Here is a 24,119-nt window from a genome sequence, read left to right as displayed (position 1 = left end):
GTCATCCTCGCGCGAATCAGAGCACGCAAGCATGTCGTACACGCACGCACCGGCGCCCACGGCCAGATCACACACCAACCCGCACACGCCGCCGCATCGTCGCCGTCGTACGAGCACGAGCGGCTGCGCTCACCGCCCGTCGTTTTCCCATGACGGATGCCTGCATCGATGACTAAAGCCAACTCCCCACTCGTCATCCTGGACGCCGTTCCCGACCTCGGCCTGATCGTCAAGGCGCCGACCGGAGTGCGCTATTCGAACCAGGCGGCAGGCTACGCATGCGCCCATCCGGAAGCCGAAGGTTACTTCGTACCTCTCTCAGCCCGCGTGGGCCGGCCGATCGCGGCTTTGTTCGAACTCTTCGGCGGCGCCTGGGAATGCCTGGATGCAACTCAGGCCAACGCGGTGGACGACGCGCTGAAGCAGCATGGCCTCGCCTGCCTGCGCGTCGATCGCTCGATGCTCGAGCAGTCCTGGGAGGCGTGGGTCCACGTCATCATCTCGCCGGATGATCTCGAGTCCAGATGGCGCGCGCAGATACCCCTCACGAATGTTGCCACCAAGGTGAGGGCCATCCTCACCTGGCCGAACAGCGATTGAGCTCGGGCGCCCTCTTCCCGTGCAAGGCGCATCACCCTGCGATCGCTAAGCACCGAAAGGTTGAAACCGCCGGCCTGAGTCGAGCGGAGCCTCCGCCGCCCACCCTGAGACCCGCTCATTCTCCTTTCGCGTGACTCGATCGTGCCCACGCTGAGGGACATTTCAAAGCGAGCCGTTGATGAGGGATCATGTATCGAGTGTCATCAGTGTGATGCGGGGACCGAACCCCCGAGGCCGCGCCCGACAGTCGTCACAATGAAGTGCAGCAGACACATCGGGCGAGCTGATCACCAGACACAAATCGTGAAATGCCCACGGCTGCGCGGTTCCGCCCGGCAGCCGATGAGCACCGCCGAGGATTTCAAACGAGGTCAGGACGCTGCCCGAGCGGATGCTCGGGCGCCCTCGACTTCATCGTGCGGCTCGATTCGATGCGACAGCTGAGCGAGGCGCGAGGCGCTGCTGCCCCTCGACACTCAGGGAATATCGCTGCCGGTTCACCGGAATGAAAACGCAAAGCGACGGACGCGATGACCAGCCCTGCGTTCACTGAGGCAGCCTCGTATCGCTCACCACCGGACAATGCGAGATGCGATCCGGCGGGCAGCGCCATCACGCTCACCTCTGGAATCCCTGAGCATCAGCGTACAGGCGCGCGTCGCCCTGTGAGAACGCTCGTTCGACCCGTTCTCGAATCTCACCTTTCGAGACATCACGGGCTGCGGGACGAGGCCTGCCGATGGCGCGCTGCCAAGTAGCGCTCGAGCGCATCGGCCATCTCCGGAAGGCCAGCGCCGGCCGCGGCTTTCTCAGCAAGGTTGAGCGCCGTCGCGATCCTGGCCGCCATGCCTCCATCGTAGACGGTGCAGATCAATGCGCCGGATGCATCTTCGACGCGCCACTCTAACGGCTCATCGAAGACTTCGCGCCCGACGGTGGCGCGATAGAGCGGTGCGAACTGGTGCTCTGGTGGCATGAGGTCAGCTTACCCCGGCTGCGACAGAGGAAGAACGCAGTACATCCAATGACAGGCATTGCCGGCTGCGACGATGCTTGCAGGATAACCTCGCGGCAGCGACCCGCCCATGCAATGGACGTGATACAAAGACGGGTCAAGCGGGCGCCGGGCCTGAGGCGGATGGGGATTACTTCGTCGATCTGCGCGTTGCATCTCCTGCGACGCTGACTTCTTCGTGCAGATCATCGTTGCCGGAAGTTGATGAATTCGTCGGCGCGCCATCACCGATGGGTTCGCCGGTTCAACCAGGTGGAGCGCAGGCGCGGATCCTGCTTTCCCCAGGTCGTTCTTGCGGGTTCTGCGGCGCCTCTACTGCAGCACGCGCTTCGAATGCAGGATGAGGTGCGCATCCAGCCTGAACATGCTGGCGAACTCCACCTCGTGCTCGACGGAGGCCTCGAGCCACCGGTGCATCTCTTCACACTCCTGCAGCGTCATATCCTGATCCATGCACCGCACATACCACTCGGCGGCTTGCTTGATGACGGCCTTTCTTCGAGCTTCGATATCCGCTGACATGGGCTCGTCCCTCCGGGCTGGACCTCAGGGTTCTCGTTGTTAGATCAACCCCGAGCGCGGCTGAACCCCGACCAGAAGTACGCGTTTCCTCGCAGCGCTACCGCCGCAGAATCCGCAGCACCTCTTCCAACTCCACCCGGATCTGCCGCACGATCTGCTGTGCCTGCGTCAGGTCATCCCGTGCCTCATCGCCCTGCAACCGATTCCGCGCGCCACCAATGGTGAAGCCCTGTTCGTACAGCAAGGAGCGGATCTGCCGGATGACGAGCACGTCCTGGCGCTGGTAGTAACGACGATTGCCGCGGCGTTTCACCGGCTTGAGCTGAGGAAACTCCTGTTCCCAATACCGCAGCACGTGTGGCTTCACGCCACACAATTCGCTCACCTCGCCGATGGTGAAGTAACGTTTGCCGGGAATGGCCGGCAGTTCGGAATTATTGCCTGCTTCCAGCATAGGCCTCGACTCGAGCTTTTAATTTTTGGCCAGGGCGGAACGTCACCACGCGACGGGCGCTGATGGGGATCTCCTCGCCGGTCTTGGGGTTGCGCCCCGGGCGCTGGTTTTTATCACGCAGATCGAAGTTGCCGAATCCGGAGAGTTTCACCTGCTCGCCGGTGGAGAGCGAGGCGCGCAGTTCCTCGAAGAACAAGTCAACCAGCTCGCGAGCTTCACGCTTGTTCAGACCCAGCTGGTCGAATAATGCTTCTGCGATCTCCGCTTTGGTCAGTGCCATGCTGCTGTCCCGCTCATTGGTCCCGGAGGGTGGCCTTGAGTTGACGGCCCAATTGTTCGACGACCTGCGCCACCAGGGCGTCGGCTTCGCTGTCCGTCAGCGTCCGGGAAGTATCCTGCAATTGCAGGCCTAAGGCTATGCTTTTCTTGCCTTTCTGCAACTGCTGCCCCTGATACACGGAGAGCACCGTGAGGCGCTTGAGCAGGCTCCCTGCACTCTTTTCAACGACCGCTCGGACCGCTTCCACGGGCAGGCCTTCATCGACGATCGAGGCAATATCCCGACGGATGGCCGGGTATCGGGAGATCTCCTCGAACTGCGGCACGACTGCGGTGAGACCCGCCTGCGTCTCGAACTCGAATACGAACACCGGATATGTCAAATCCAGGCGCTTCGTGTGCTCCGGATGCACGGCGCCCAACCACCCCACGGCGCGATCGCCGCGATAGATCCGCGCGGATTGACCGGGGTGCAGCGCCGGATGGGACTCTGCGACGAACCGGAACTCATCACTGGCGCCGGTCAATGCGATCAGCGCTTCGACGTCGGCCTTAACGTCGAAGAAATCCACTTTCCGCGCATCGCTACCCCATTGCTCTGGCAACGCGGCGCCCGCCGCGACGCCCGCGATCACTTCCGTCTCAGCTGACGCCGAATAGCGACGACCGACTTCGAACAGGCGCACGCGCGGCTGCTGACGGCGCTGATTGCTGCCGAGCGCGGCGAGCAGCCCCGGCCACAGCGATACGCGCATCACCGCAAGCTCGGCCGAGATCGGATTGCTGAGCGCAATCGCAGGCTCGGGGCACAACAGCGCCTGGGCCGCGGCGTCGGTGAAGGCGTAATTGATCGCTTCCTGATAGCCGCGATCGACGAGCAGGTCGCTCGCACGCTCGTTGCGAACGCGGGTTTCGGTCCACGGCGCCACCTCATGCGCGCCGGACTCGGGCGCTTCCGGAATGTTGTCGAAGCCGTAGAGGCGCGCGACCTCCTCGATCAGATCTTCCTCGATGCGGATGTCGAAACGCCAGCTCGGCGGCGTCACCTGCCACTCGCCGGCCGCCCCGCTCACCGTCATGCCGAGGCGGGTCAGGAGCTGCTGCACGATGGCGGCCTCGATCTTCACCCCCAGCACATGCTCGATGCGCGAATGACGCACGCGAATGGCCGGCGCCGCCGGATAGCTGCGCGATGCGCGCGTGACCACCGTCGGGCCGGCATTGCCGCCGGCGCTGTCCAGCAGCAGGTGCGTTGCGCGCTCGATGGCGCGCTCCTGCAACTGCGGATCGACGCCGCGCTCGAAGCGTTGCGAGGCATCCGTGATCAGACCATAGCGACGGCCCCGACCGGCGACATCATTCGGATCGAAGAACGCGCATTCGAAGAGCACATCGACGGTGTCGCTTCCGATGCCGGAGTCTTCACCGCCCATGACGCCCGCCATGCCGAGAATGGAACGCTCATCGGCGATGACGAGCACGTCGGGCGTGAGCGTGATCTCGCGGCCGTCGAGCAACTTCAAGCTCTCGCCCTGCTTTGCGAAGCGGACCTGGATGCCGCCGCTCAAACGGTTGAGATCGTACGCGTGCATCGGCGCGCCGAGCTCCAGCATCACATAGTTGGTGATGTCGACGACGGCACTGATCGGACGCAGTCCCGCCCGACGCAGACGCTCCTGCATCCAGAACGGCGCGGCGGCGTTCGGACGGATGCCGCGAACGACGCGACTGACGAATTTATAACAACCGACCGGCGCATCGGCGGAGCCGCCCGTGTCGATGCGAACCGGAAACGCATCTTGGATGGTCGCGGCCACGGCCTTGATCTCAGGCGCATGCAACGGCGTCGCCCGAGCGGCCGCCACTTCACGCGCGACGCCCGCCACGCTCATGCAATCGCCACGATTGGGCGTGAGATTCACTTCGAAGATCGTGTCATCGAGGCCGAGCGCCTCGATGAGATCCTGCCCCGCCGGCAGATCCGCCGGCAGATCATAGAGGCCCGAGGCCTCTTCATTGATCGCAAGCTCGCGCGCCGAGCACAGCATGCCGAAGGACTCGACGCCGCGCAGCTTCGCGCGCTTGATCTCCATCCCACCGGGCAGCTTCGCGCCGATGGTCGCAAGGGGCGCCTTCATGCCGACGCGAACGTTCGGCGCGCCACAGACGATCTGGAATTCTTCTTTGCCTGTCGAGACGACGCAGACATTCAGCTTCTCGGCATCGGGATGTTTGGTGACCGACTTCACTTCACCGACAACGACGCCGGGAAGCTTGGGGCCTGCGGCCGAGACGCCCTCGATCTCGAGCCCCGCCATCGTCAACGCGTGCGCAAGCGCCGGCACGTCATCGCCCGCATCCACCCAGTCACGCAGCCAATTCAGACTGATCTTCATCGCACCGTTCCCAAGAATCCAATCACGCGAACTGCTTCAAGAACCGCAGGTCGTTCTCGAAGTACAGACGGATATCGTTCACGTTGTAGCGAAGCATGGTGAGCCGGTCGATGCCCATGCCGAAGGCGTAGCCGGTGTAGCGCTCGGGGTCGATGTTCACGGCTTTCAACACATTGGGATGCACGACGCCGCAGCCGGCGACCTCCACCCAGCCGGTCTGCTTGCACACGCGACAGCCCGAGCCGCCACAGGAGACGCAGGAGATATCGACCTCCGCGGAAGGCTCGGTGAACGGAAAGTAGGACGGACGCAGGCGCATCTTCACGTCCTTCTCGAAGAGTTCGCGCATGAACCCATGCAGCACGGCTTTCAGATTCGCAAACGTGATGCCCTCATCGACCACGAGGCCTTCGACCTGATGAAACATCGGCGTGTGCGTCATGTCCGAGTCCGAGCGATACACGCGGCCGGGGGCCACCACGCGTATGGGCGGCTTCTGCTGCTCCATCGAGCGCACCTGCACCGGCGAGGTGTGCGTGCGAAGCAATCGGCCATCGGGAAAATAAAACGTGTCGTGCATCGCCCGCGCCGGATGATTCTCGGGGATGTTGAGCGCGGTGAAGTTGTGCCAGTCGTCTTCGATCTCAGGTCCGTCGGCGATCTCGAAGCCTGCGTTCCGGAAGATCTGCTCGATGCGACGACGCACGCGCGTGACCGGATGCAGGCCGCCGATCGTCTGCCCTCGCCCCGGCAACGTCACATCGACGGCGTCGCCTGCGAGCTGCGCGGCGAGCCTCTCAGCTTCCAGCGCCGCGCGCCGTTCTTCGAGCGCGGCGGTCAATGTTTGTTTGGCTTCGTTGATCTTCGCGCCGGCAGTGCGCCGGGTCTCCGGATCCATGCTCCCCAACGACTTCAGCAACTCGGTGACGGAGCCTTTCTTGCCGAGCAGACGCACCCGGATCTGCTCTAAGTCTTCGAGATTCGTGGCCGCCGCGATCTCCTGGCGGGAGGCGTCGATGAGCGCCGGCAGAGCTTGAACCGTGTCGGTCATGGCAATGGCGATGTCAGTTCCGGTGAAGCACGAGCCACCCACAATACAGATTTTTGCCGGGCGGCGCGCGTGACCAAGCGTCACAGTTTTTCAGGTCTTCTGAGACGAATCGGGCGCCACTATGGACGCCCGATTCACTCAACGTTGTGAGCGCCCCAAGCGAGGCGCTTTAAGATCAGGCTGCTTTCCTGAGCAGGCTGTCCCGCGCCTTCTGCGCGATCACTCCAAACGCCGCCGGATCGTTCATCGCGATGTCGGCCAGCACCTTGCGGTCGATGGAGAGACCCGCGAGGTTCAAGCCTGCGATCAGCTTGCTGTAAGACAAGCCGTGAACGCGCGCTTCGGCATTGATGCGCGTGATCCACAGCGCGCGGAAGTTGCGTTTGTTGGTCTTGCGATCGCGATACGCATACTGGCCGGCCTTGATGACGGCCTGCTTCGCGGCGCGGAAGACTTTGCGACGGGCGTTGTAGTAGCCCTTCGCCTTCTTGAGGATCTTCTTGTGACGTGCGCCAGCGATGACGCCTCTTTTAACGCGTGCCATTGTCTATCTCCTCACTTCGCGTTCGGGAGCAACTGCTCCATGCGCACCAGGTCCTGCTTTGCGACCATCGAAGGCGCGCGCAGCTGACGCTTCCGCTTGCTGGGCTTCTTGGTGAGGATGTGACGACGATGCGATTGGGCTCGCTTGAACCCTTTGGCAGTCTGGCGAAAACGCTTCGCCGCTGCCCGGTTGGTCTTCAACTTAGGCATTTCATGTCTCGATTCGATTGTTAGCCTTTGAGGAACTCGAGCTCTTGCTTGAGCCCTTGCCCTGTCAGGCGGGACGGCGCCGTTTCGTTGGAAACATTGCCGTTCACTTGTGGCGAGCCTGATTTTTTTACAATCAAGGCTCGCTTGTTTTGTTCGACGACCTACTTCTTCTTAGGTCCGAACATCATCACCATCTGCCGTCCTTCCATGAGCGGGTTCTGCTCGACCGTGGCGTACGGCGCCAGGTCCGCTTGAACTCGCCCGAGCAATTCACGGCCGACTTCCTGATGAGCCATTTCCCGGCCACGGAACCGCATGGTCACCTTGGCCTTGTCGCCCTCCTCCAGGAAGCGGATCAGATTACGCAGCTTGACCTGGTAATCGCCTTCCTCGGTGCCGGGGCGAAACTTCACTTCCTTGATCTGTATCTGCTTCTGCTTGCGCTTCGCTGCGTGCGCTTTCTTGTTCTGCTCGAACAAGTATTTGCCAAAGTCCATGATGCGGCAAACCGGCGGCTCGGCCGTGGGCGATACTTCAACCAGGTCGAGCTCGGCAGCTTGTGCCATCTGCAGCGCGTCGTAGCGGCTCATGACGCCCATCTGTTCGCCGGCAGCATCGATCACTCGCAGCTGTGGCGAGGTGATCTCTTCATTGCGCCGGATGCGCTTTCCTATGGGAGCAGCGATGCGTTATACCTCCAAGCTAGTCCGGCCACGGCTGGTAACTTCGGCGATGAGCTTCTGCGCGATGCTCTCGACGGGCATCGCGCCTAAGTCTTTGCCATTACGGGTGCGCACGGCCAGAGAATTCGAACCTGCTTCGCGGTCGCCCGCCACCAACAGGTAGGGCACCCGCTGCAGGGTGTGTTCGCGGATCTTAAAGCCGACTTTTTCGTTGCGCAAGTCCGAAGTGACCCGAAGCCCCTGATTTTTCAGGGTTTCAGTGACGCTACGCACGTACTCGGCCTGGCCGTCGGTGATGTTCAGCACCACAGCCTGCACCGGCGCGAGCCAGGTCGGCAACTTGCCCGCGAAATGCTCGATCAGGATGCCCGTGAAGCGCTCGAGCGAGCCAAACATGGCCCGGTGCAACATGACCGGGGTGTGCTTCTGGCCATCCTCACCGATATAGTGCGCCCCCAGCCGGCCCGGCATGTTCAAGTCGACCTGCAGGGTGCCGCACTGCCAGTCCCGCCCAATGGCGTCCCGAAGCACGAATTCAAGCTTGGGGCCGTAGAACGCGCCCTCGCCCGGATTTAAGGTGTATTCGAGGCCGGCGGCTGTAACCGCTTGTTTGAGGGCAGCTTCCGCCGTGTCCCAGACCTCATCCGACCCCACCCGCTTCGGCGGACGATCCGAGAACTTGATGCGCACGTCAGTGAAGCCGAAATCGGCATAGATCCCCAGGATCAGTCGGGTCAGGTTCACCGCTTCATCGAACAGCTGATCGAGCGCGACGAAGCTGTGGCCATCGTCCTGGGTGAAGGCGCGCACCCGCATGAGGCCGTGCAAGGCACCGGAAGGCTCGTACCGATGCACCTTGCCGAACTCCGCAAAGCGCAGCGGCAGATCGCGGTAGCTGCGAATGCCCTGATTGAAGATCTGCACGTGACCCGGGCAGTTCATGGGCTTCAAGCAGAACTTGCGCTTGTCCGGCAGCTCGGTGAAGAACATGTTCTCACCGAAGGTCGCAAGGTGCCCCGAGGCGTTCCAGAGCTTGATGTCCATGACCTCCGGCGCGCTCACTTCCTGCCAGCCGGCCCTGCCCTGGTACTCCCGCATGTAGGCGATCAGGGTCTGGAAGAGCGTCCAGCCCTTCGGATGCCAGAACACGGCGCCCGGCGCTTCCTCCTGAAAATGGAACAGGTCCTGTTCCTTACCCAGCTTGCGGTGGTCGCGCTTCTCAGCCTCTTCGAGGCGAGTCAGATACGCCTTCAACGACTTCTCATCGCCCCAGGCGGTGCCGTAGATGCGCTGGAGCATTTCGTTGCGAGAATCGCCGCGCCAATACGCGCCTGCGACCTTCATCAACTTGAACGCTTTCAGTTTGCCCGTGCTTGGCACGTGCGGGCCGCGGCACAGATCGACCCAGTCGCCCTGCCCATACAGACTGATCTCTTCCTTCTCCGGAATGCTCGCGATGATCTCGGCCTTGTAGATCTCGCCCTGATTGCGGAAGAACTCGACCGCATCATTGCGGCTCATCACCCGGCGCGTGACCTTCTGATCGGCCTCGGAGAGCTCGTGCATGCGCGCCTCGATGGCCGCGAGATCCTCGGTCGTGAACGGGCGCTTGTAGGCGAAATCGTAATAAAAGCCATCTTCGATCACCGGGCCAATGGTGACCTGTGCTTCGGGAAACAGTTGCTTCACCGCCTGCGCGAGGAGGTGCGCGGTGGAATGGCGGATGACATCGACGCCTTCGGCGTCGCGGCTCGTGATGATCGCGAGGCTCGCATCCTCATCAATGACGTGCGAGGTATCGACCAGGCGGCCGTCCACCTTGCCCGCCAGCGCCGCCTTCGCGAGGCCCGCGCCAATGTCGGCGGCGACTTTCTCGACCGAGACGGGCTCTGCGTAGCTGCGTTGGCTTCCGTCTGGGAGGGTGATTACAGGCATAAGCCAGGGAATTCAGGTCGTTAAGCGTGGGGAAAAGGGTGCGGAGTATGCCCGGCGTCGTCATGGCAGGCAACCGCACCCGCACCTGCCAGTGCCGGGGGAAGGGGGGCCCCGGGATGGGATCGAGCGCGGATGGAATCGAGCGCAGGATAGCGGCACGCCCCGCCCAACGAAGCGGATCAGGCAGCTCGCGTCAGTTGATGGACGATTCTTCCGGGCCATTGAAGCGCAGATGAACGGTCTTCATACGTCGCCAGGCAGGCATCATCGGAATCGGCATCCTCATGCGAAACCCGCCGAGACCACAGATGAGAGGGCAATGATGGGCGTCTTCGAACACTGGGATTGGCAACCGCCCGCACGGTTTCAACGCGTCACGAGCGTAGAGATGCACACCGGTGGGGAACCCTTGCGCATTTTCACCGGCGGGCTCCCCGAGCTTCCTGGCGAGACGGTGCTGCAGAAGCGCGCGTACTTTCGGGACCGCTACGATCACCTCCGGCTCGCCACGATCTGGGAGCCGCGCGGCCACGCGGATATGTATGGCGCGGTGATCACCGCCTCGCGCGATGCAGACCTCGATGTGTTCTTCCTGCACAACGAGGGCTACAGCACCATGTGCGGGCATGCCATCATCGCCATCACCACGCTCGTCTTCGACACCGGCCTGATCGCCCGCAGCGGTGCTCGCCGCGAACTGATCCTCAACGTTCCTGCCGGTCGCATCCACGCCACGGCTACCATGTCGGGTGAGCGCGTCAAAGAGGTGTCCTTCCGCAACGTCCCCTCCTTCGCTTATCAGCGTGACCAGCAAATCGACGTGCCGGGGCTCGGTTGCGTGCGCTATGACCTCGCCTACGGCGGCGCCTTCTACGCCCTGGTCGACGCCCGGCCGTTTGGTTTTGAGCTGATTCCCCGCGAGTTCAATCAGCTCATCGACGCTGGGCGTCGGATCAAGCATGCGGTGATGGCGACAAGTCGCATCGAGCATCCGTTCGAAGCCGAGCTTTCATTTCTCTACGGTACGATCTTCACCGGGCCGCCGCACCAATCGGGACATCACAGTCGAAACGTTTGCATCTTTGCCGATGGAGAGCTCGATCGCTCTGCCACCGGCTCCGGCGTGAGTGCGCGGGCGGCGCTGCACCACGCCCGCGGCGAACTCCCGCTCGGGGAGCCCATCATCATCGAGAGCATCCTGGGCAGCGCGATGACGGTGCGAGCGGTCGAAGCGACGCAGTTCGGCCCGCACGCCGCCATCATTCCGGAGGTGAGCGGTACGGCGCACATCATCGGTCGGAATGAGTTCTATCTCGACCCGAACGATGCGCTGGGTGGTGGCTTCAATTTCCGATAGAAATCCGACGGCGGCGCGTGATACCGCGCTTGCGGCGCCAGATGCTCGAAATGACCAATAAACCGTGCGAAGTATGATGAGAAACGGAAGACCTCCGCATCCGCCGCACACATAGCTCCCTTTGGAAGATATCGCCGCCATGCTAGTCCTTGCCGAACGAGATCTGACGGGTCTGATCTCACCTCTGGAGACCATTGCCGCGGTCGAGGCGGCTTTGCGCGCACAAGCCTCGGGCGCGCTCGCCGCACCGCAACGGCTGCACCTCGACTGGGACGACAACTCGTTGCTCACCATGCCTGCGGCGGCCGCAGGCGGCGTGGGCGTCAAAGTAGTCTCTGTGGTCCCGGGTAACAAAGACCGTCATCTGCCGGTGACGAGTGGCGTCATGATTCTCAATGACCGCAACACCGGCGCGCCACTCGCCCTGTTGAACGCCGCCGCACTCACCGCCCAACGCACCGGCGCCGTGGGCGCGCTCGGCGCAAAGTATCTCTCTCCTGCGCAAACGGCTTCGGTTGGAATCATCGGCTGCGGCGTCCAGGGAGCATGGCAGGCCATCTATACCTGCGCGGTGCGCCCGATCGAGGAGGTATTCGCTTACGCACGGTCGCAAGCCGCCTTCGATCGATTCGCAGCGACAGTGGGCCGCCATGCGCCAGGCGTGCGCATCACCGCCTGCGGCAGTGTTCGGGCGCTCCTCGACCGCACCGACCTCGTGATCGCGGCGACGACTTCCACCGAGCCTGTGCTGCCGGATGAGCCGGCTTTGCTTCAGAACAAACACTTCATCAGCGTCGGATCCTTCCGGCCCGCCATGCAGGAACTGCCGGATTCGATTTATCGATTGGCAGGTAGCCTCGCGGTCGATTCAGAGCATGCCCGCCATGAGGCGGGCGATGTGATCAATGCGCTGCGAAGAAACATCTTGAGCGATGGAAACGTGTTTTCGATCGCCGAGTGCGTAACGGGCGAACGGGATATCGATGTCGCTCGCACCACGGTATATAAAACGGTCGGCTCAGCGATCTATGACCTCTTCGTCGCTTTCGAGCTTTATGCCGCCGCCAGGCGTCGTGGCCTCGGCCGCGAAGTTACCTTGTGAACACAGCTTGTCGTGTTTCAGATGTGACGGCGTCATCTCTGTCGCCCCATCGGACCGATGAGGTGCGATGGGATGTTAAAGTGCTTCAATCGCCGGACCTCGAAGCGAGCCTTGCGAGCACCTCTCGAGTTCACTCGGCACCCGGCGAAACGACAGGACCAGCGCCGACTCTCTTCATCGTCTCACGCTCGGCCGCCTTAGATTTAATCAGCCGCTCCACATGGATTTGAGCGACCTCGTCCCCGCGATTGTCCCGCGTATAGCGGACGTAAAGAATGTCTGAGCCCCGCTAGGAGATACCGATGCGAGCCCTGAGCTAGCGCGGCCGCTCGTATTCCTCTCCTGCCTTCAGCTTTCTTACCATTTGCCCGGCCTTGACCTGTCCTTCCGCCACCGCCACCACTCCCTCGTAAACACGCACTCGGACAGTTGGAGTGACAGTGACATCGAACTTCGTACCCACGGCAGTCGCACTCAACCCATCCGCCAACACGATGAATGGCCGACGAGGATCCTTCGCCACGTTGAACGTAGCGCTGCCCGCGCGAAGACGAACCACACGTCGACCTGCCGAGAAATCGACTTCCACGGTGGTGTGCGCCGCGTACTCGACATCCGTGCCGTCCTCGAACGTCTGGGTGCCGCCTTCATCTGACGTGATCTGGTACGCGCTATCGAGCGTGCTCGCACTTGCATTCACGCGAGTCGGAATCTGCACGATCGCGCCTCTATCCACGAATGCACGAATTGCATTCCAAGCGCCCAACGTATAGGCCAGACCCACCGATGTCGCGAGCACGATGCAGCAAACCGCGATGTTTCGACGCCACTTTTCCTTCGGCGTCAGCCCCAGTCTGGCGAGCTTGAGAAGATTGTTCTTTGATCTCCAATTCATTGGCAGTTCGATCACCTCAGCTTTCCGCCTCGTCGCTTCCCGTTCCGACGCACTCTGGGGCTCTGACTCATGAGACATTCCATCGGCCACTTCAGACTCCTGCACGTCGCAGCGCTTCCACCACACCGCGCGCAGCACTTGCAACCCAATTCAGTAACAGACCCACCCCGGGCTCGACGTCTTCGCTGCTCATACGTTGAGCATGCTCGCCCTTATCATTTCCGCTGATCGCCCAGGCGAGAGCTCAACAAGTCGTTGTTATGCAGTTGCCCCTAGCCGCTGTTTTGCAGGCGGAATCCTTGGGATGACCGGATGGAGCGTACGTCCAGCCCATTTCGGCAACGCAGCGCGCGATCTATGTTGATCCGCTGGTGGTCTGCGGCGCACCCTAACCCCGTCTAGGGACACTTTCATCATGTTTATCAGCGGGTGCTCTGCGTGAGACCCGAGTACGTATTGACCCAGTCCATGCACGTAAGGACCGTATCTTGCGCGATCATCTCAATCGGAGGATCTGCGCCATGAAAGCTCAGCATGACAACGCCCTTGAAATGATTGATCTGGGCGAGGTGACTGCAGAAACCAAGCAGCACTGGATCTCACAGGAGTACCCCGACCATTTCTTTGGACGCGGACCGTACCCCGGCTTCCTAGAATTTCCTGCTGATCGTCGCGTAGAGTTCACGCCCCTCGAGCGAGCCTTGTGAACTATCGAAACCTAGGGGGCCACCCATAAATGCATAGGGCGGCTCCCTGTTTGTCACGTTGAAGGCGCCCAGCGTCACTTGAAGGTGATCCGAGATGGCTTTGGAAATGTTCAGATCCAGGATGGTGCTACGTGGGACCCGTCTCTGCATCGGCATACCTGTTGCGTAATCCCTGTCCCGATAGGAGGAAATCACGCGCGCGTGGACTGATGCGCTGAATGCCCTGCCATCATAGGTCACCGAGAACACACCTCGTTGTGCCGGAATCGTTCCATATTCAGAGGCCACGCCCACGCGATTTTCCATCTGCACCGTCGCGGTCGGCAGATCGCCATACTCGAACCTGTCGGTGAGCGTTACTGCGACTCGTGGCGTGAACGTGCCAATCTGCGTCTCGATGGGTATTTCGGCGCCCAGATCCACGCCTTCGGCGAACGCGCCACCCACATTGGCTCGCGAGTTGTCCACGCGAGTCAATCTTCCCGGTCGACCGGCAGCCAGGTCCTCCTCAGTTGGCGCGGCTCGCGCGATGCGGCCAAACAATGCGCCGTCCTCGTGCGCCAGCAGAGTCATTGGAGCCAACAGTTTGATGTGGTCCCGAACTCTGATGCGCCAATACTCGGCAGATGAGCTCAAGCCGCTGCGCGACTGGAATGAGAGACCGAGACTGGTGGACCGTCCGGTGGATGGACGGAGCTGCGGGTTGCCACCCGTCATCAACTCCACTGGCGCTGTTTCGCTGCGCTTTGGATCGAAGAGCTCCGTCGTCATCGAAACCCGCGGGAAGTACAGATCGACCAACGAGGGTGGACGGAACGACTGACTCGTCGCGACATGCAAAGTCAGCGCCTCGGTCATCCGCCACGCCATCCCCAGCTGCTTTTTCGTGACAGTGCCAACGTCGTCATAGTGATCCGATCGCGCGCCCATCAGCAGTCGTAGGTCGTATGCTCCCTTTACGTGCATCGAGGGATCGACCAGCGGCAGACTCACATGTGCAAAAGCGGAGCGTACATCGCGTTGTGCTCCACGAATACTCGTATCGAAGTTCATCCGCTCGTCTCGGTACTCCGCGCCCAGATGTGCAATCAGCTGACCTGCCGGAAGCTCAAGGAGGGAGCCGCGCAACGATCCTTGGAAGTGAGTTGCACTAGTGTCGTATCGGGCCGCCGGCGGGTTCACAAACAGATCTGGCGGAAACGTGGTGAGTCGTATGGTGCTATACAGACTCAAGGCTTCGCTGGGGTCATCTCCCATCAAGCCATCGGCGAGAGCAACTTCATCGGGCACGTTGCGCATACGCGCCTCTGCCTCTTCATTGGAGTAAACGACGAAGGCGGTGTAGTCCCAGTCACCGAGCGGGCCAGCAATCTCGCCGACGGCGCGCACCGAGTTCGTCGTGTACTGCTGGCGACTCGCAGGTAACCCGGAGAATGATGCTTCGACCCTGACCGGCACATCGAATGGGTTCTCCGGATGATTCGGGCCCCAAATGTATCCTGGCGAGGTCGCTGGTTTGAGTTGCAACTCGTTCTCGCGTTCGCTCGCGAGCAGTTCGAGTTTCGCAACCGCGCGCCCGAGGTTCAACGAGCCGTTCGCCCACAACGTTGCCCGGTATCCTTCAGGAACGATGGACTGGAACGCTCTGAGGCTCGTGCGATTCTCTTCCCTGGGCCGGAAATCGAACAAGCCTGTGTCCGGATCCACTGCGGCGACAGCAATAGACGAACCTAGACCAGGCAAGTCTTCACCATTCAGCGAGGTCACGTTCGCGGGATAAGCGAATCTCGAACGATAGTCTCGCCCTCCAAAGCGTGCGAAATCCTGGTTACTCCATCGGTTTCGTTCGCGTCCCAGCAATTCGTTCCAGTGCTGATAGTCAAAGTAGACTGCCATTCGGCCACGATCACCTCGCTTGCCGCCGCTGAGCGATGCATGTGTCTGTGAACCTCCGCCGGCGAGGTAATCATGCCTCACTGTCGCGTCGCCCTCGACGCTGTCGTTCAATACCAGGTTGACCACGCCACCGATCGCGTCCATTCCATGCAGCAGGGAATTGGCGTCCATGCTGATCTCAACCCGCTTCACTGCACTGATGGGAATGGCTGAGAGATCGAAGGCGCTGGTCGTGAGGTCAGATGCGGTACCGAAGGTGCGACGTCCATTGACTAGGACCAATGTATATTCTGCGCCCAGTCCACGAAGCTCGGCGAACTGAGCCCCCGAGCCACGAAATCCTGAACCACGATGGAAAGCAGTCTGAGACACGTAACGCAGGAGATCAGGAACGCTGGCAGCGCCGGTCTCCTCGATGTTTCGGCGATGGATCACAACAACCTTGCTCGGAATGGATTCGCCCAGCATTGGTAGCGGAGAACTCGTCACCTGCAGGCTGCGAGGCTCCACAGGCGTGTATGGCGGGAATCCAAAACTGCACGTGCACTCGTGCATATTTGCAAACGTTTGTATCTTGCCGGATTTCGCGTCAAGCCGATCGTCAAGGCGACATACGCGACCTACCAAGGCTCGCCATGCCTCCTCGCCCGTATATTCGCCTTCCGGCAGCGGACCGAGCACTACATTGCCGCACTCACCCGGTTTGGCTTCGTAACCGGTGAAAACACGGAGACTTTCGGCATGTTCACGAGCCGGCCGGACGCCGGCGGAGAGAGAGAATCGAATTTCATTCTCATCGCCGATGGGCGGGGCGTCAGTACGGGAAGCAGCGATGCATGCAGCGCTGACCAGCGTCAGGAGTACGGGCACATGTGAGCATATGCACGCACTCTTCCATGACAAGAACACGGACATGCCGGATGCCCTGAACTCCGCTCACGCGCACTTACCTGTTGTTGTAAGTCAATCCATCGAATGCGGCTCCCAGACAAGCGCGTGACGGTGAGATCGTCGAGGAGCCGGACTTCCCTGCTGGTCCGTAATGCATATGACCGGCTCATCCGCAATTCTGACTCTCATTTACGTGCGGCTCACGCATCACCCATGACGGCACACCTTTCATCCTGATCCTGATCTGTGGCTGCGGGCAGGCGCTGGGTCGGTTGAGCCTCCGTGCGTTCAGCCATGCGAGTTGGAATCAGATATCGCGTCATCTGGAACCACTCAGGAACCAATCGTTCGATTGGTTCGTGTATGAACGTTTAGACCCAGGCGATCTTGTTTGTTGGTGCGCCAACTCGATAGTGCTGCGGACGAGAAGCATCAACCCCCGCGGCGCGATTCCATGAGGATCCTGGGCCGCAGCGCCCGTGACGATCGGCGCGCGACCTTCCGAAAGACCGCAACCGCTCGATGTTCAGAGGTTTCCATCAAGAAGATTTCGGACGAAATCTGCGAATCCCTCAATCGCGTTTCCGTTGAACGACGAAGCGCGTGCGCCTTTGAAGAGAGATCTGAGCTTCATCTCGACGCTCACAAAGAATGACAATCGAGCAGCGCTGAGTCGGAAATCGGGAACTTCGTCGTTCATTCCTATGCGTTCTCGTCCGCAGAAATGGTGGAGGACAGACAGCTGCCTCAGCGCTCGTTCATCGTACCTGCAATCTGCACGTCGCGATGCTCTAGTGTGATGACGCGACCGATTCGGATCGATCTATACGAATCGCAGGACGGTGAAGTTTGCTCAACGCTTTCCAACGAGCAGAATCGATCTTCCCAGTCGAACAGAAGAGATGCGCGAACAACATCAGTTGGCATGAAGTGGTAAGCCGCCGAGGCCACGCAGGATGGTGGATCGTCTGCGCGGCGTACGTAGGCAATCACCAGCGAACAGGAGGTGAGTCGTTCGTCATCAAACTGCCAGTACGACAGATCGGACAAGGGTTGCATGAGGAATGCGGAGCATCTCCACGGAGCGGAGCATCGTCACGCCAAAGCGATCGCCTCGATCGGCTGTGCCGCAATCTTGATCCCAATGGCACCTGACTCGGGAGACACGCGTGAGTGTCGGCAGCCAACCCTTACTCACAGGGGATCAACTGGGATGCAGGTCCTGACTACAGGGCACAAAGATGAGGGCGCGCGACAGGAATCGCACCTGTTCCCCTATTGTCCATCGGGCCAATACGCAAGCCGCGACCGATCCCGCACTTCAGGTTTGCGTCCAGGTGCCGGAAGAATCGAGTTGATGTGCCTGATCGAGAAATGGGGCAAGTCCGCCCGGACTGGCAAGCTGTGTCTGCAGAAATGCAGGCTATCGCTTCAAATCGCCACTGCCCCGTCGGTGAGATATTTCGCGTAAGCGCATCGATGATACCCGCGCCCTGCCAACCGCTCAGTGGATACGACGCCGATTGCGGGTATGCCAACCCGTCATCTCACGCCCCAGAACCATTCCGTCCATCCTCGCAATCGCCATTAACTCGCGGCAGTGCGAGGGTTTCTGGAGCCAACTCATCAGCTCTTTGCGTTCTGCGGCTGTCAAAATACCGTCGCGCAGTCGGACATACCACTCCACAGCCGCCGTAACGAGGGGTTCACGATCAGCTTCGAATTTCGCCGCCATGCTTTTGATCTCCAGGAGTGCCCCTGCTTGAAGGACCGGTGTTGCCCAGCGTTGCGCCCTGGATTGAAAGTGCCATTGATATGAAACATTTTCACTTGGGAAGACTACGCACACGATGTGCTGGACAGTGCGAAACATCTGTTTTCGCATCACGACGTCATGATGCACCGGGATAAGGGTTTGTCTCGGATATTCGGTGCACTTCATCTGCGGCTTCGCACAGACCTCTCTGTGTCTCTCATACAAACATACACACGAGTCGCCGTTGCAACCTTTCATTGAAGCCTGATCTCTCGTGCAGACCGCGCCGAGGAGAACTATGGCCATCATCGTCAACGTTGGGGACGGGGACGGCGACGGAATGATCGTCGTGTCAATATCAATGGTCGGCTCCAGCGCTCGACGGAAGTCATCGCAGGTGACACGCCACTACTGCAGATCATCGATTCGCCCGGTCGATGACCATCCGCCACACGAGCAGCCGAATGATCGCCTGCCGAGAACTTGCTCTGCTGTGATCCCTCGGTCAGCCAAATGCGGGCTGGCGTCAAAATCCTGTACCGGCGGGACCATTGCGCCGGAGAACCGACACTCCTGAGTCAGCGCGAATACCGCGCTCTAACCCCACCCCTCATGGTCAGATCGGAAATGCGCCTCTATCGTTGCTTGCCAGCAGCGCGACTCGCCGCTATTCTTCCGCCCCCTTCGATCCGCACCCAATGCGCGCGTAGCTCAGCGGTAGAGCACTACCTTGACATGGTAGGGGTCACAGGTTCGATCCCTGTCGCGCGCACCATGCTTTCTGCTTGATAACCAAAGACTTGCGACCGGGCCGGTCGTGGTCACGCGCCGGCTATCCCGCCTTGCTCGCCACCAACCCCAGGCTCGACTTCCGCAACTGGCTGATCTGATCCCGCAACTTCGCCGCCTCCTCGAACTCGAGGTTCCGTGCGTGCTTGAGCATCTCCTGCTCGAGCTTCTTGATGCGCCGGAGGACCTGATCAGGCGACAGGGCCGAATAGTCCGGCGTCGCCTCTGCTACCTTCCTCACCGGGCCGCGATCCGCATTCGAATACGCCCCTTCCAGGATGTCCGCGACCGCCTTCTTGATGCCCCGAGGCGTGATGCCATTCGCCTCGTTGAAGGCAATCTGTCGCGCGCGACGGCGACTGGTCTCATCCAGCGCCTTCTTCATCGATCCGGTGATGTTGTCGGCATACAGGATCGCCCTGCCGTTCAAATGGCGCGCGGCGCGACCGATGGTCTGGATGAGCGAGTTCTCCGAGCGCAGGAATCCTTCCTTGTCCGCATCGAGAATGGCGACGAGCGACACCTCCGGCATGTCGAGGCCCTCGCGCAGCAGATTGATGCCGACCAGCACATCGAACTTGCCGAGGCGCAGATCGCGGATGATCTCCATGCGCTCGACCGTATCGATGTCCGAGTGCAGGTAGCGCACCTTCACGCCGTGCTCATCGAGATACTCGGTGAGATCCTCGGCCATGCGCTTGGTGAGCGTGGTGATCAAGGTACGCTCGTCCTTGGCGACCCGAAGCTTGATCTCCGAGAGCACATCGTCCACCTGCGTGCGCACCGGACGGACTTCGACCTCCGGATCGACGAGCCCAGTCGGGCGCACCAGCTGCTCGACCACTTCGCCCGCCGAATGCTCGAGCTCATAGCGACCGGGCGTTGCGGACACGAAGATGGTCTGCGGCGCAAGCCGCTCCCACTCCTCGAAGCGAAGCGGTCGATTGTCGAGCGCTGAAGGCAGGCGGAAGCCGTACTCCACCAGCGTCTCCTTGCGCGAGCGGTCGCCCTTGTACATGGCGCCGAGCTGCGGAATGGTCTGATGGCTTTCATCGATGACGAGCAGCGCATCCTGCGGCAGATAGTCGAACAGACACGGCGGCGGCTCGCCCGGCTCACGGCCGGACAGAAAGCGAGAGTAGTTTTCGATGCCGTTGCAGTAACCGAGCTCGCGGATCATCTCGATGTCAAAGCGCGTGCGCTGCTCCAGGCGCTGCGCCTCAAGGAGCTTGCCGGCGTTCTTCAACTCAATGAGCCGGTCATGCAGCTCATCGCGAATCTGATCCACCGCCGTCACGAGCCGATCGCGCGGGGTCACATAGTGCGTGCCGGGGAACACGGTGTAGCGCGGGATCTTGCGCTTGATCTCACCGGTCAAGGGATCAAACAAGAGCAGCGAGTCGATCTCATCATCGAACAACTCCACCCGCAGCGCCTCTCTTTCGGATTCGGCAGGGAAGATGTCGATCACATCGCCACGCACGCGATACGTGCCTTGCGTGAGATCGAGCTCATTGCGCTTGTACTGCATGTCGGTGAGCCGCCGCAGGATGGCGCGCTGATCGATGTGCTCGCCGCGGGACAGATGCAGCACCATCGACAGGTACGTCTCGGGCGCGCCCAGGCCGTAGATCGCAGAGACGGTGGCGACGATGATCGCGTCACGCCGCTCTAAAATCGCCTTGGTCGCCGACAGGCGCATCTGCTCGATGTGCTCGTTGATCGAGGAGTCCTTCTCGATATACGTGTCCGAGGACGGCACGTACGCCTCGGGCTGGTAGTAGTCGTAATACGAGACGAAATATTCCACCGCGTTGTCAGGGAAGAATTCCTTGAACTCGCCGTACAGCTGCGCGGCCAGCGTCTTGTTATGCGCAAGCACCAGCGTCGGGCGCTGGATCTTCTGGATGACGTTCGCAATCGTGAATGTCTTGCCGGAGCCCGTCACGCCGAGCAGCGTCTGGTGCGCAAGACCCGCCTCGATGCCTTCGATCAGCCGGGCGATGGCCGTGGGCTGGTCCCCGGAAGGCTTGAATTCGCCCTTCAGCTGGAACGGCGTCTGGGCGGGCTTATCGGTCATGGTCTGCAGCGAGCGCGGGGATACTGGCATGGCGGATCCGAAGAGATAGGGCTCAAACGGCGCTTTTCCAGGCGGAGATGGCCGGTTCGTATAGAGCCTGACGCTGAATCACACTACAATCGCACGAAAACATCCCGTCGTTTGTCAGGGATTTTCCGTTTCTTCAGGTCGGCCCAAGCTCGTTGAGTGTCACCGTGAGTCTACCAGTTTCAAAGCGCGTCCAACGTGTGAAGCCCTCCCCCACGGTCGCCCTGACCGGACGGGTCGCGCAGCTGAAAGCCGAGGGCAAGGACATCATCGGCCTGGGCGTCGGCGAGCCGGATTTCGATACGCCCGCTCACATCGCGGACACGGGCGTTGAAGCCATTCGCAAAGGCTTCACGCGCTACACGCCGGTCGAAGGCGTGGCGGAACTCAAAGACGCGATCATCGCGAAGTTCAAGCGCGAGAATGGCCTGGAGTACAAGCGCAACCAGATCCTGGTGTCCACCGGCGCGAAGCAGACCATCTTCAATCTGATTCTCGCCGTGGTCGATCCGGGCGATGAAGTCGTCATCCCGGCGCCGTACTGGGTGTCGTATCCAGACATGGTGCTGCTCGCCGACGGCGTGCCGGTCACCCCGTATGCCGGTCCCGATCAGGGCTATAAGCTGACGCCTGCGCAGCTTGAGGCCGCCATTACCCCGAAGACGCGCCTGTTCATCCTCAACAGCCCGAGCAACCCGACGGGGGCTGCGTACACGGCCGCAGAACTGCGCGCGCTCGGCGATGTGCTCGCCAAACACCCGCAGGTGATCATCTGCACCGATGACATGTACGAGCACATCTACTGGGCGAGCGAACCGTTCGCCACACTCGCGCAGGTGTGCCCTGAATTGTACGAGCGCATCGTGACGACCAATGGCGTGTCGAAGGCGTACGCGATGACGGGCTGGCGTATCGGCTACTGCGGTGGTCCGATCGAACTCGTCACGGCGATGTCGACGATCCAGAGCCAGAGCACCTCGAACCCCTCCTCGATCGCGCAGAAGGCGGCGATCACCGCGCTGAACGGCGATCAGAACTGCGTGCGCGAGATGAACAAGCATTTCAAGCAGCGCCACGACTTCGTGGTCGCAGGCTTGAATAAGCTCCCTGGGGTCACCTGCCTCGAAGGCGCGGGCACGTTCTACGCGTTCGCGCACGTGGAGCGGGCGATGAAGATCGTCGGCGCGAAGGATGACAATGCCTTCGCCGAGCACCTGCTGATTCATGGCGGCGTCGCGGTCGTTCCGGGCAGCGGTTTTGGCGCGCCCAATCACATGCGGCTGTCGTTCGCGACCAGCATGCAGACGCTCGAGGAAGCGTTGAAGCGCATGGAAAAGACGCTCCGGGCCGCCCAGGCTGCTTGATGATCGCTTGACCTGGAGCGTGCTCTAGGTCGTAAGAAGCAGGTCGCAACCTTCAAGGAGGCGACCTATGACGAGCGTTACAGAAAGCAATCGAGCCATCGTTACCCACATCATGGAGGCGCTGTCACGCGGTGAGCGGCAGCCCTTCGGTGACGCGATGGCGGATGACTTCACCTGGCACATGATGGGCACGACCGCCTGGTCGGGCACGTTTGCAGGCAAGACGGATGTGCGTAAGCGACTCATCGGGCCGTTGTTCGCGCAGTTTGGCGCCCGGTACACCAACTCGCCGAAGCGCATCCTGGCCGATGGCGACTATGTCGTGGTGGAGAGTCGCGGGAACGTGACCACGAAGGCCGGCAAGCCCTACTGCAACACCTACTGTATGGTCATCCGCATGCGCGAGGGCAAGATGGTGGAGCTCACCGAATATCTCGATACGGAGCTCGTGTCCTCCGCGCTCGAGCCACCCGCCTGGGCCACGGCATGAGTTCAAACAGCACGCGCTTTCATATCGGCCGGCTCGCTCGCGAGACCGGCCGCAGCGTGCACACGATCCGCTGGTATGAGAAGCAGGGATTGATGCCGGGCGTGACTCGCGATCCCGGCGGGCGGCGCGTCTACAACACACACCACGTGAGCTGGCTGCTCTTCCTGGTCCGCCTGCGCTACGCCGGCATGAGCGTGCGCGAGATGCGCCGGTACGCAAGCCTTGCCGCTCAGGGGAAGAAGACCATCCGGGAACGGCTCGCGCTGCTGGATGCCCATCACGCGCGAACCGCCGCGCATATCGCCGAACTTCAGGCGGCTCTGCGCTTCGTCGAGCACAAGCAGGCCTACTACTTGAAATGGCTGGAGGATGACCGGCGCCCTGGCGACTTCGTCGTCGCGCTGGAGGATGCCCCAGGGGCCCTGAAGCGCCAGCGATTGCCTACACGCGTGAAGGTGGCTCCCCGGGCCGGACTCGAACCAGCGACCAACGGATTAACAGTCCGTCGCTCTACCACTGAGCTACCGGGGAACAGGCGGGTCAAATCGAAGGCGCGCGATTTTGCGTAATGCACCGCGGCCCTGTCAAGGAATGCCGATCACTTCGATGCGAAGTGTGAGCGGCGTCCGGCAGACCCGCTCCCGATAGCGGCGCTGCGGCGGACAAACGAGCATCGACGCAGAGACTGGGGCCAACCGACCTCCACGGAGGTCTCGCTACGACGGAGATCTCGCCGCTGATATTACTCTTGCCAGACAGGCTTGCGTCGCATTCGCGCACGGACCGCCTTCTTTGGCGTGTCGGGGGCATCCAGCATGGCGACGAACCGCTCGTAGGCGCCGGGCGGAAGCAAGAAGAGACTTTGATCGAGAATCGTCTCGTCGGCGCGCGCACGCGCGCTCTCGAGTATGAACTCAGGGAGTTTTTGACCCCGCAGAGTGGCGGCACGATTGAGGAACTCTTTCGTAGCTGCGGAAGCGCGGATATGGATCAGCTCGTCTTTGCGATCAGGATTGCGACTCATGGCAAGGCTCCGCGGAATGCACTGACAGGCAGCATGGCGGGGCAGTCTCGACA

The 24,119-nt window shown here is 61.2% G+C and carries 21 protein-coding genes, 2 tRNA genes and 1 pseudogene; 7 read left to right on the top strand and 17 right to left on the bottom strand.

What is annotated here, in order from left to right; all coding sequences use genetic code 11:
* The first annotated feature begins 156 nt into the window (after nt 1-156).
* On the top strand, nt 157-600 hold the full coding sequence (locus tag JM946_RS17210; RefSeq protein ID WP_203168565.1) for a DUF6210 family protein: 444 nt from the start codon (nt 157-159) through the stop codon (nt 598-600).
* Nucleotides 601-1,312: 712 nt separating this feature from the next.
* On the opposite strand, the gene JM946_RS17205 is transcribed toward JM946_RS17210, so the two are convergent.
* From JM946_RS17205 to thrS, 10 genes are all read right to left on the bottom strand, one after another.
* The gene (locus tag JM946_RS17205; RefSeq protein WP_203168564.1) at nt 1,313-1,576 is read right to left on the bottom strand and encodes a hypothetical protein; all 264 of its coding nucleotides are present in this window, start codon (nt 1,574-1,576) and stop codon (nt 1,313-1,315) included.
* 351 nt (nt 1,577-1,927) lie between these two features.
* Complete coding sequence (locus JM946_RS17200; protein WP_203168563.1) at nt 1,928-2,137, bottom strand: FecR/PupR family sigma factor regulator; 210 nt, start codon at nt 2,135-2,137, stop codon at nt 1,928-1,930.
* Between the two features lie 97 nt (nt 2,138-2,234).
* Nucleotides 2,235-2,591: a MerR family transcriptional regulator gene (locus JM946_RS17195; RefSeq protein WP_129649508.1), complete on the bottom strand. Its 357-nt coding sequence runs from the start codon at nt 2,589-2,591 to the stop codon at nt 2,235-2,237.
* Nucleotides 2,572-2,871, bottom strand: coding sequence for an integration host factor subunit alpha (ihfA, locus tag JM946_RS17190; protein WP_066919939.1), 300 nt, complete (start codon nt 2,869-2,871; stop codon nt 2,572-2,574). Before ihfA ends, JM946_RS17195 begins: the two co-directional genes overlap by 20 nt.
* 13 nt (nt 2,872-2,884) lie before the next feature.
* Entirely contained in the window at nt 2,885-5,266 is a 2,382-nt protein-coding gene (gene pheT / locus JM946_RS17185) for a phenylalanine--tRNA ligase subunit beta (RefSeq protein ID WP_203168562.1), read from the bottom strand.
* Between the two features lie 22 nt (nt 5,267-5,288).
* Nucleotides 5,289-6,317: a phenylalanine--tRNA ligase subunit alpha gene (pheS, locus tag JM946_RS17180; protein ID WP_203168561.1), complete on the bottom strand. Its 1,029-nt coding sequence runs from the start codon at nt 6,315-6,317 to the stop codon at nt 5,289-5,291.
* Nucleotides 6,318-6,492: 175 nt separating this feature from the next.
* Nucleotides 6,493-6,861, bottom strand: coding sequence for a 50S ribosomal protein L20 (rplT, locus tag JM946_RS17175; RefSeq protein ID WP_203168560.1), 369 nt, complete (start codon nt 6,859-6,861; stop codon nt 6,493-6,495).
* An 11-nt stretch (nt 6,862-6,872) separates the two neighbouring features.
* Nucleotides 6,873-7,070, bottom strand: a complete 198-nt coding sequence (gene rpmI / locus JM946_RS17170) for a 50S ribosomal protein L35 (protein ID WP_116810930.1) — start codon at nt 7,068-7,070, stop codon at nt 6,873-6,875.
* 161 nt (nt 7,071-7,231) lie between these two features.
* Nucleotides 7,232-7,756: a translation initiation factor IF-3 gene (gene infC, locus JM946_RS17165; protein WP_203168631.1), complete on the bottom strand. Its 525-nt coding sequence runs from the start codon at nt 7,754-7,756 to the stop codon at nt 7,232-7,234.
* A gap of 3 nt (nt 7,757-7,759) precedes the next feature.
* On the bottom strand, nt 7,760-9,688 hold the full coding sequence (thrS, locus tag JM946_RS17160; RefSeq protein ID WP_203168559.1) for a threonine--tRNA ligase: 1,929 nt from the start codon (nt 9,686-9,688) through the stop codon (nt 7,760-7,762).
* 319 nt (nt 9,689-10,007) lie between these two features.
* Between thrS and JM946_RS17155 the strand changes: the two genes are divergently transcribed.
* Both JM946_RS17155 and JM946_RS17150 read left to right on the top strand, forming a co-directional pair.
* Nucleotides 10,008-11,045 carry a proline racemase family protein gene (locus JM946_RS17155; protein ID WP_203168558.1) on the top strand — a complete coding sequence of 346 codons (1,038 nt, stop codon included), beginning with the start codon at nt 10,008-10,010 and terminating at the stop codon, nt 11,043-11,045.
* Between the two features lie 139 nt (nt 11,046-11,184).
* On the top strand, nt 11,185-12,147 hold the full coding sequence (locus tag JM946_RS17150) for an ornithine cyclodeaminase family protein (RefSeq protein ID WP_203168557.1): 963 nt from the start codon (nt 11,185-11,187) through the stop codon (nt 12,145-12,147).
* Nucleotides 12,148-12,463: 316 nt separating this feature from the next.
* Here JM946_RS17150 and JM946_RS17145 read toward each other — a convergent pair whose 3' ends face one another.
* The 4 genes from JM946_RS17145 to JM946_RS17125 form a co-directional block, all read right to left on the bottom strand.
* Nucleotides 12,464-13,042, bottom strand: a complete 579-nt coding sequence (locus JM946_RS17145) for a FecR domain-containing protein (protein ID WP_203168556.1) — start codon at nt 13,040-13,042, stop codon at nt 12,464-12,466.
* 650 nt (nt 13,043-13,692) lie between these two features.
* Nucleotides 13,693-16,560: a TonB-dependent receptor domain-containing protein gene (locus JM946_RS17140; protein WP_203168555.1), complete on the bottom strand. Its 2,868-nt coding sequence runs from the start codon at nt 16,558-16,560 to the stop codon at nt 13,693-13,695.
* 723 nt (nt 16,561-17,283) lie between these two features.
* Nucleotides 17,284-17,586 carry a hypothetical protein gene (locus JM946_RS17130; RefSeq protein WP_218042920.1) on the bottom strand — a complete coding sequence of 101 codons (303 nt, stop codon included), beginning with the start codon at nt 17,584-17,586 and terminating at the stop codon, nt 17,284-17,286.
* Between the two features lie 454 nt (nt 17,587-18,040).
* Nucleotides 18,041-18,478: a FecR/PupR family sigma factor regulator gene (locus tag JM946_RS17125; protein WP_203168552.1), complete on the bottom strand. Its 438-nt coding sequence runs from the start codon at nt 18,476-18,478 to the stop codon at nt 18,041-18,043.
* A 514-nt stretch (nt 18,479-18,992) separates the two neighbouring features.
* Between JM946_RS17125 and JM946_RS17120 the strand changes: the two genes are divergently transcribed.
* A tRNA-Val gene (locus tag JM946_RS17120) sits at nt 18,993-19,067 on the top strand.
* A 57-nt stretch (nt 19,068-19,124) separates the two neighbouring features.
* On the opposite strand, the gene uvrB is transcribed toward JM946_RS17120, so the two are convergent.
* Nucleotides 19,125-21,161 carry an excinuclease ABC subunit UvrB gene (gene uvrB / locus JM946_RS17115; protein WP_203168630.1) on the bottom strand — a complete coding sequence of 679 codons (2,037 nt, stop codon included), beginning with the start codon at nt 21,159-21,161 and terminating at the stop codon, nt 19,125-19,127.
* A 194-nt stretch (nt 21,162-21,355) separates the two neighbouring features.
* Here uvrB and JM946_RS17110 point away from each other — a divergent pair, with 194 nt between their 5' ends.
* The 3 genes and pseudogenes from JM946_RS17110 to JM946_RS31705 all read left to right on the top strand — a co-directional run.
* Complete coding sequence (locus JM946_RS17110) at nt 21,356-22,552, top strand: pyridoxal phosphate-dependent aminotransferase (RefSeq protein ID WP_203168551.1); 1,197 nt, start codon at nt 21,356-21,358, stop codon at nt 22,550-22,552.
* 67 nt (nt 22,553-22,619) lie between these two features.
* Nucleotides 22,620-23,042: a nuclear transport factor 2 family protein gene (locus JM946_RS17105; protein ID WP_203168550.1), complete on the top strand. Its 423-nt coding sequence runs from the start codon at nt 22,620-22,622 to the stop codon at nt 23,040-23,042.
* Nucleotides 23,039-23,305, top strand: a pseudogene (locus JM946_RS31705) (MerR family transcriptional regulator); the annotation flags it as partial. The gene JM946_RS17105 and the pseudogene JM946_RS31705, both read left to right, overlap by 4 nt.
* A gap of 193 nt (nt 23,306-23,498) precedes the next feature.
* On the opposite strand, the gene JM946_RS17095 reads toward JM946_RS31705, so the two are convergent.
* Both JM946_RS17095 and JM946_RS17090 read right to left on the bottom strand, forming a co-directional pair.
* Nucleotides 23,499-23,573: transfer RNA gene (locus tag JM946_RS17095), tRNA-Asn, on the bottom strand.
* 211 nt (nt 23,574-23,784) lie between these two features.
* Nucleotides 23,785-24,066 carry a type II toxin-antitoxin system TacA family antitoxin gene (locus JM946_RS17090; RefSeq protein ID WP_203168549.1) on the bottom strand — a complete coding sequence of 94 codons (282 nt, stop codon included), beginning with the start codon at nt 24,064-24,066 and terminating at the stop codon, nt 23,785-23,787.
* Nucleotides 24,067-24,119: the final 53 nt, after the last annotated feature.

This window comes from Steroidobacter gossypii (assembly GCF_016801985.1).
Taxonomy (GTDB): domain Bacteria; phylum Pseudomonadota; class Gammaproteobacteria; order Steroidobacterales; family Steroidobacteraceae; genus Steroidobacter; species Steroidobacter gossypii.
Note: the sequence above shows the minus strand (reverse complement) of the source record. Positions and strands in the feature narration are given on the sequence as shown.

Bases quoted from the DNA above. Each gene is read 5' to 3' on its own strand.
- JM946_RS17145 (WP_203168556.1), bottom strand. From the start codon at position 13,042: ATGAATTGGAGATCAAAGAACAATCTTCTCAAGCTCGCCAGACTGGGG.
- JM946_RS17205 (WP_203168564.1), bottom strand. From the start codon at position 1,576: ATGCCACCAGAGCACCAGTTCGCACCGCTCTATCGCGCCACCGTCGGG.
- pheT (WP_203168562.1), bottom strand. From the start codon at position 5,266: ATGAAGATCAGTCTGAATTGGCTGCGTGACTGGGTGGATGCGGGCGAT.
- JM946_RS17090 (WP_203168549.1), bottom strand. From the start codon at position 24,066: ATGAGTCGCAATCCTGATCGCAAAGACGAGCTGATCCATATCCGCGCT.
- JM946_RS17195 (WP_129649508.1), bottom strand. From the start codon at position 2,591: ATGCTGGAAGCAGGCAATAATTCCGAACTGCCGGCCATTCCCGGCAAA.
- JM946_RS17125 (WP_203168552.1), bottom strand. From the start codon at position 18,478: ATGAAGTGCACCGAATATCCGAGACAAACCCTTATCCCGGTGCATCAT.
- JM946_RS17150 (WP_203168557.1), top strand. From the start codon at position 11,185: ATGCTAGTCCTTGCCGAACGAGATCTGACGGGTCTGATCTCACCTCTG.
- thrS (WP_203168559.1), bottom strand. From the start codon at position 9,688: ATGCCTGTAATCACCCTCCCAGACGGAAGCCAACGCAGCTACGCAGAG.
- JM946_RS17105 (WP_203168550.1), top strand. From the start codon at position 22,620: ATGACGAGCGTTACAGAAAGCAATCGAGCCATCGTTACCCACATCATG.
- ihfA (WP_066919939.1), bottom strand. From the start codon at position 2,871: ATGGCACTGACCAAAGCGGAGATCGCAGAAGCATTATTCGACCAGCTG.
- JM946_RS17155 (WP_203168558.1), top strand. From the start codon at position 10,008: ATGATGGGCGTCTTCGAACACTGGGATTGGCAACCGCCCGCACGGTTT.
- rplT (WP_203168560.1), bottom strand. From the start codon at position 6,861: ATGGCACGCGTTAAAAGAGGCGTCATCGCTGGCGCACGTCACAAGAAG.
- rpmI (WP_116810930.1), bottom strand. From the start codon at position 7,070: ATGCCTAAGTTGAAGACCAACCGGGCAGCGGCGAAGCGTTTTCGCCAG.
- pheS (WP_203168561.1), bottom strand. From the start codon at position 6,317: ATGACCGACACGGTTCAAGCTCTGCCGGCGCTCATCGACGCCTCCCGC.
- JM946_RS17200 (WP_203168563.1), bottom strand. From the start codon at position 2,137: ATGTCAGCGGATATCGAAGCTCGAAGAAAGGCCGTCATCAAGCAAGCC.
- JM946_RS17140 (WP_203168555.1), bottom strand. From the start codon at position 16,560: ATGTCCGTGTTCTTGTCATGGAAGAGTGCGTGCATATGCTCACATGTG.
- uvrB (WP_203168630.1), bottom strand. From the start codon at position 21,161: ATGACCGATAAGCCCGCCCAGACGCCGTTCCAGCTGAAGGGCGAATTC.
- JM946_RS17210 (WP_203168565.1), top strand. From the start codon at position 157: ATGCCTGCATCGATGACTAAAGCCAACTCCCCACTCGTCATCCTGGAC.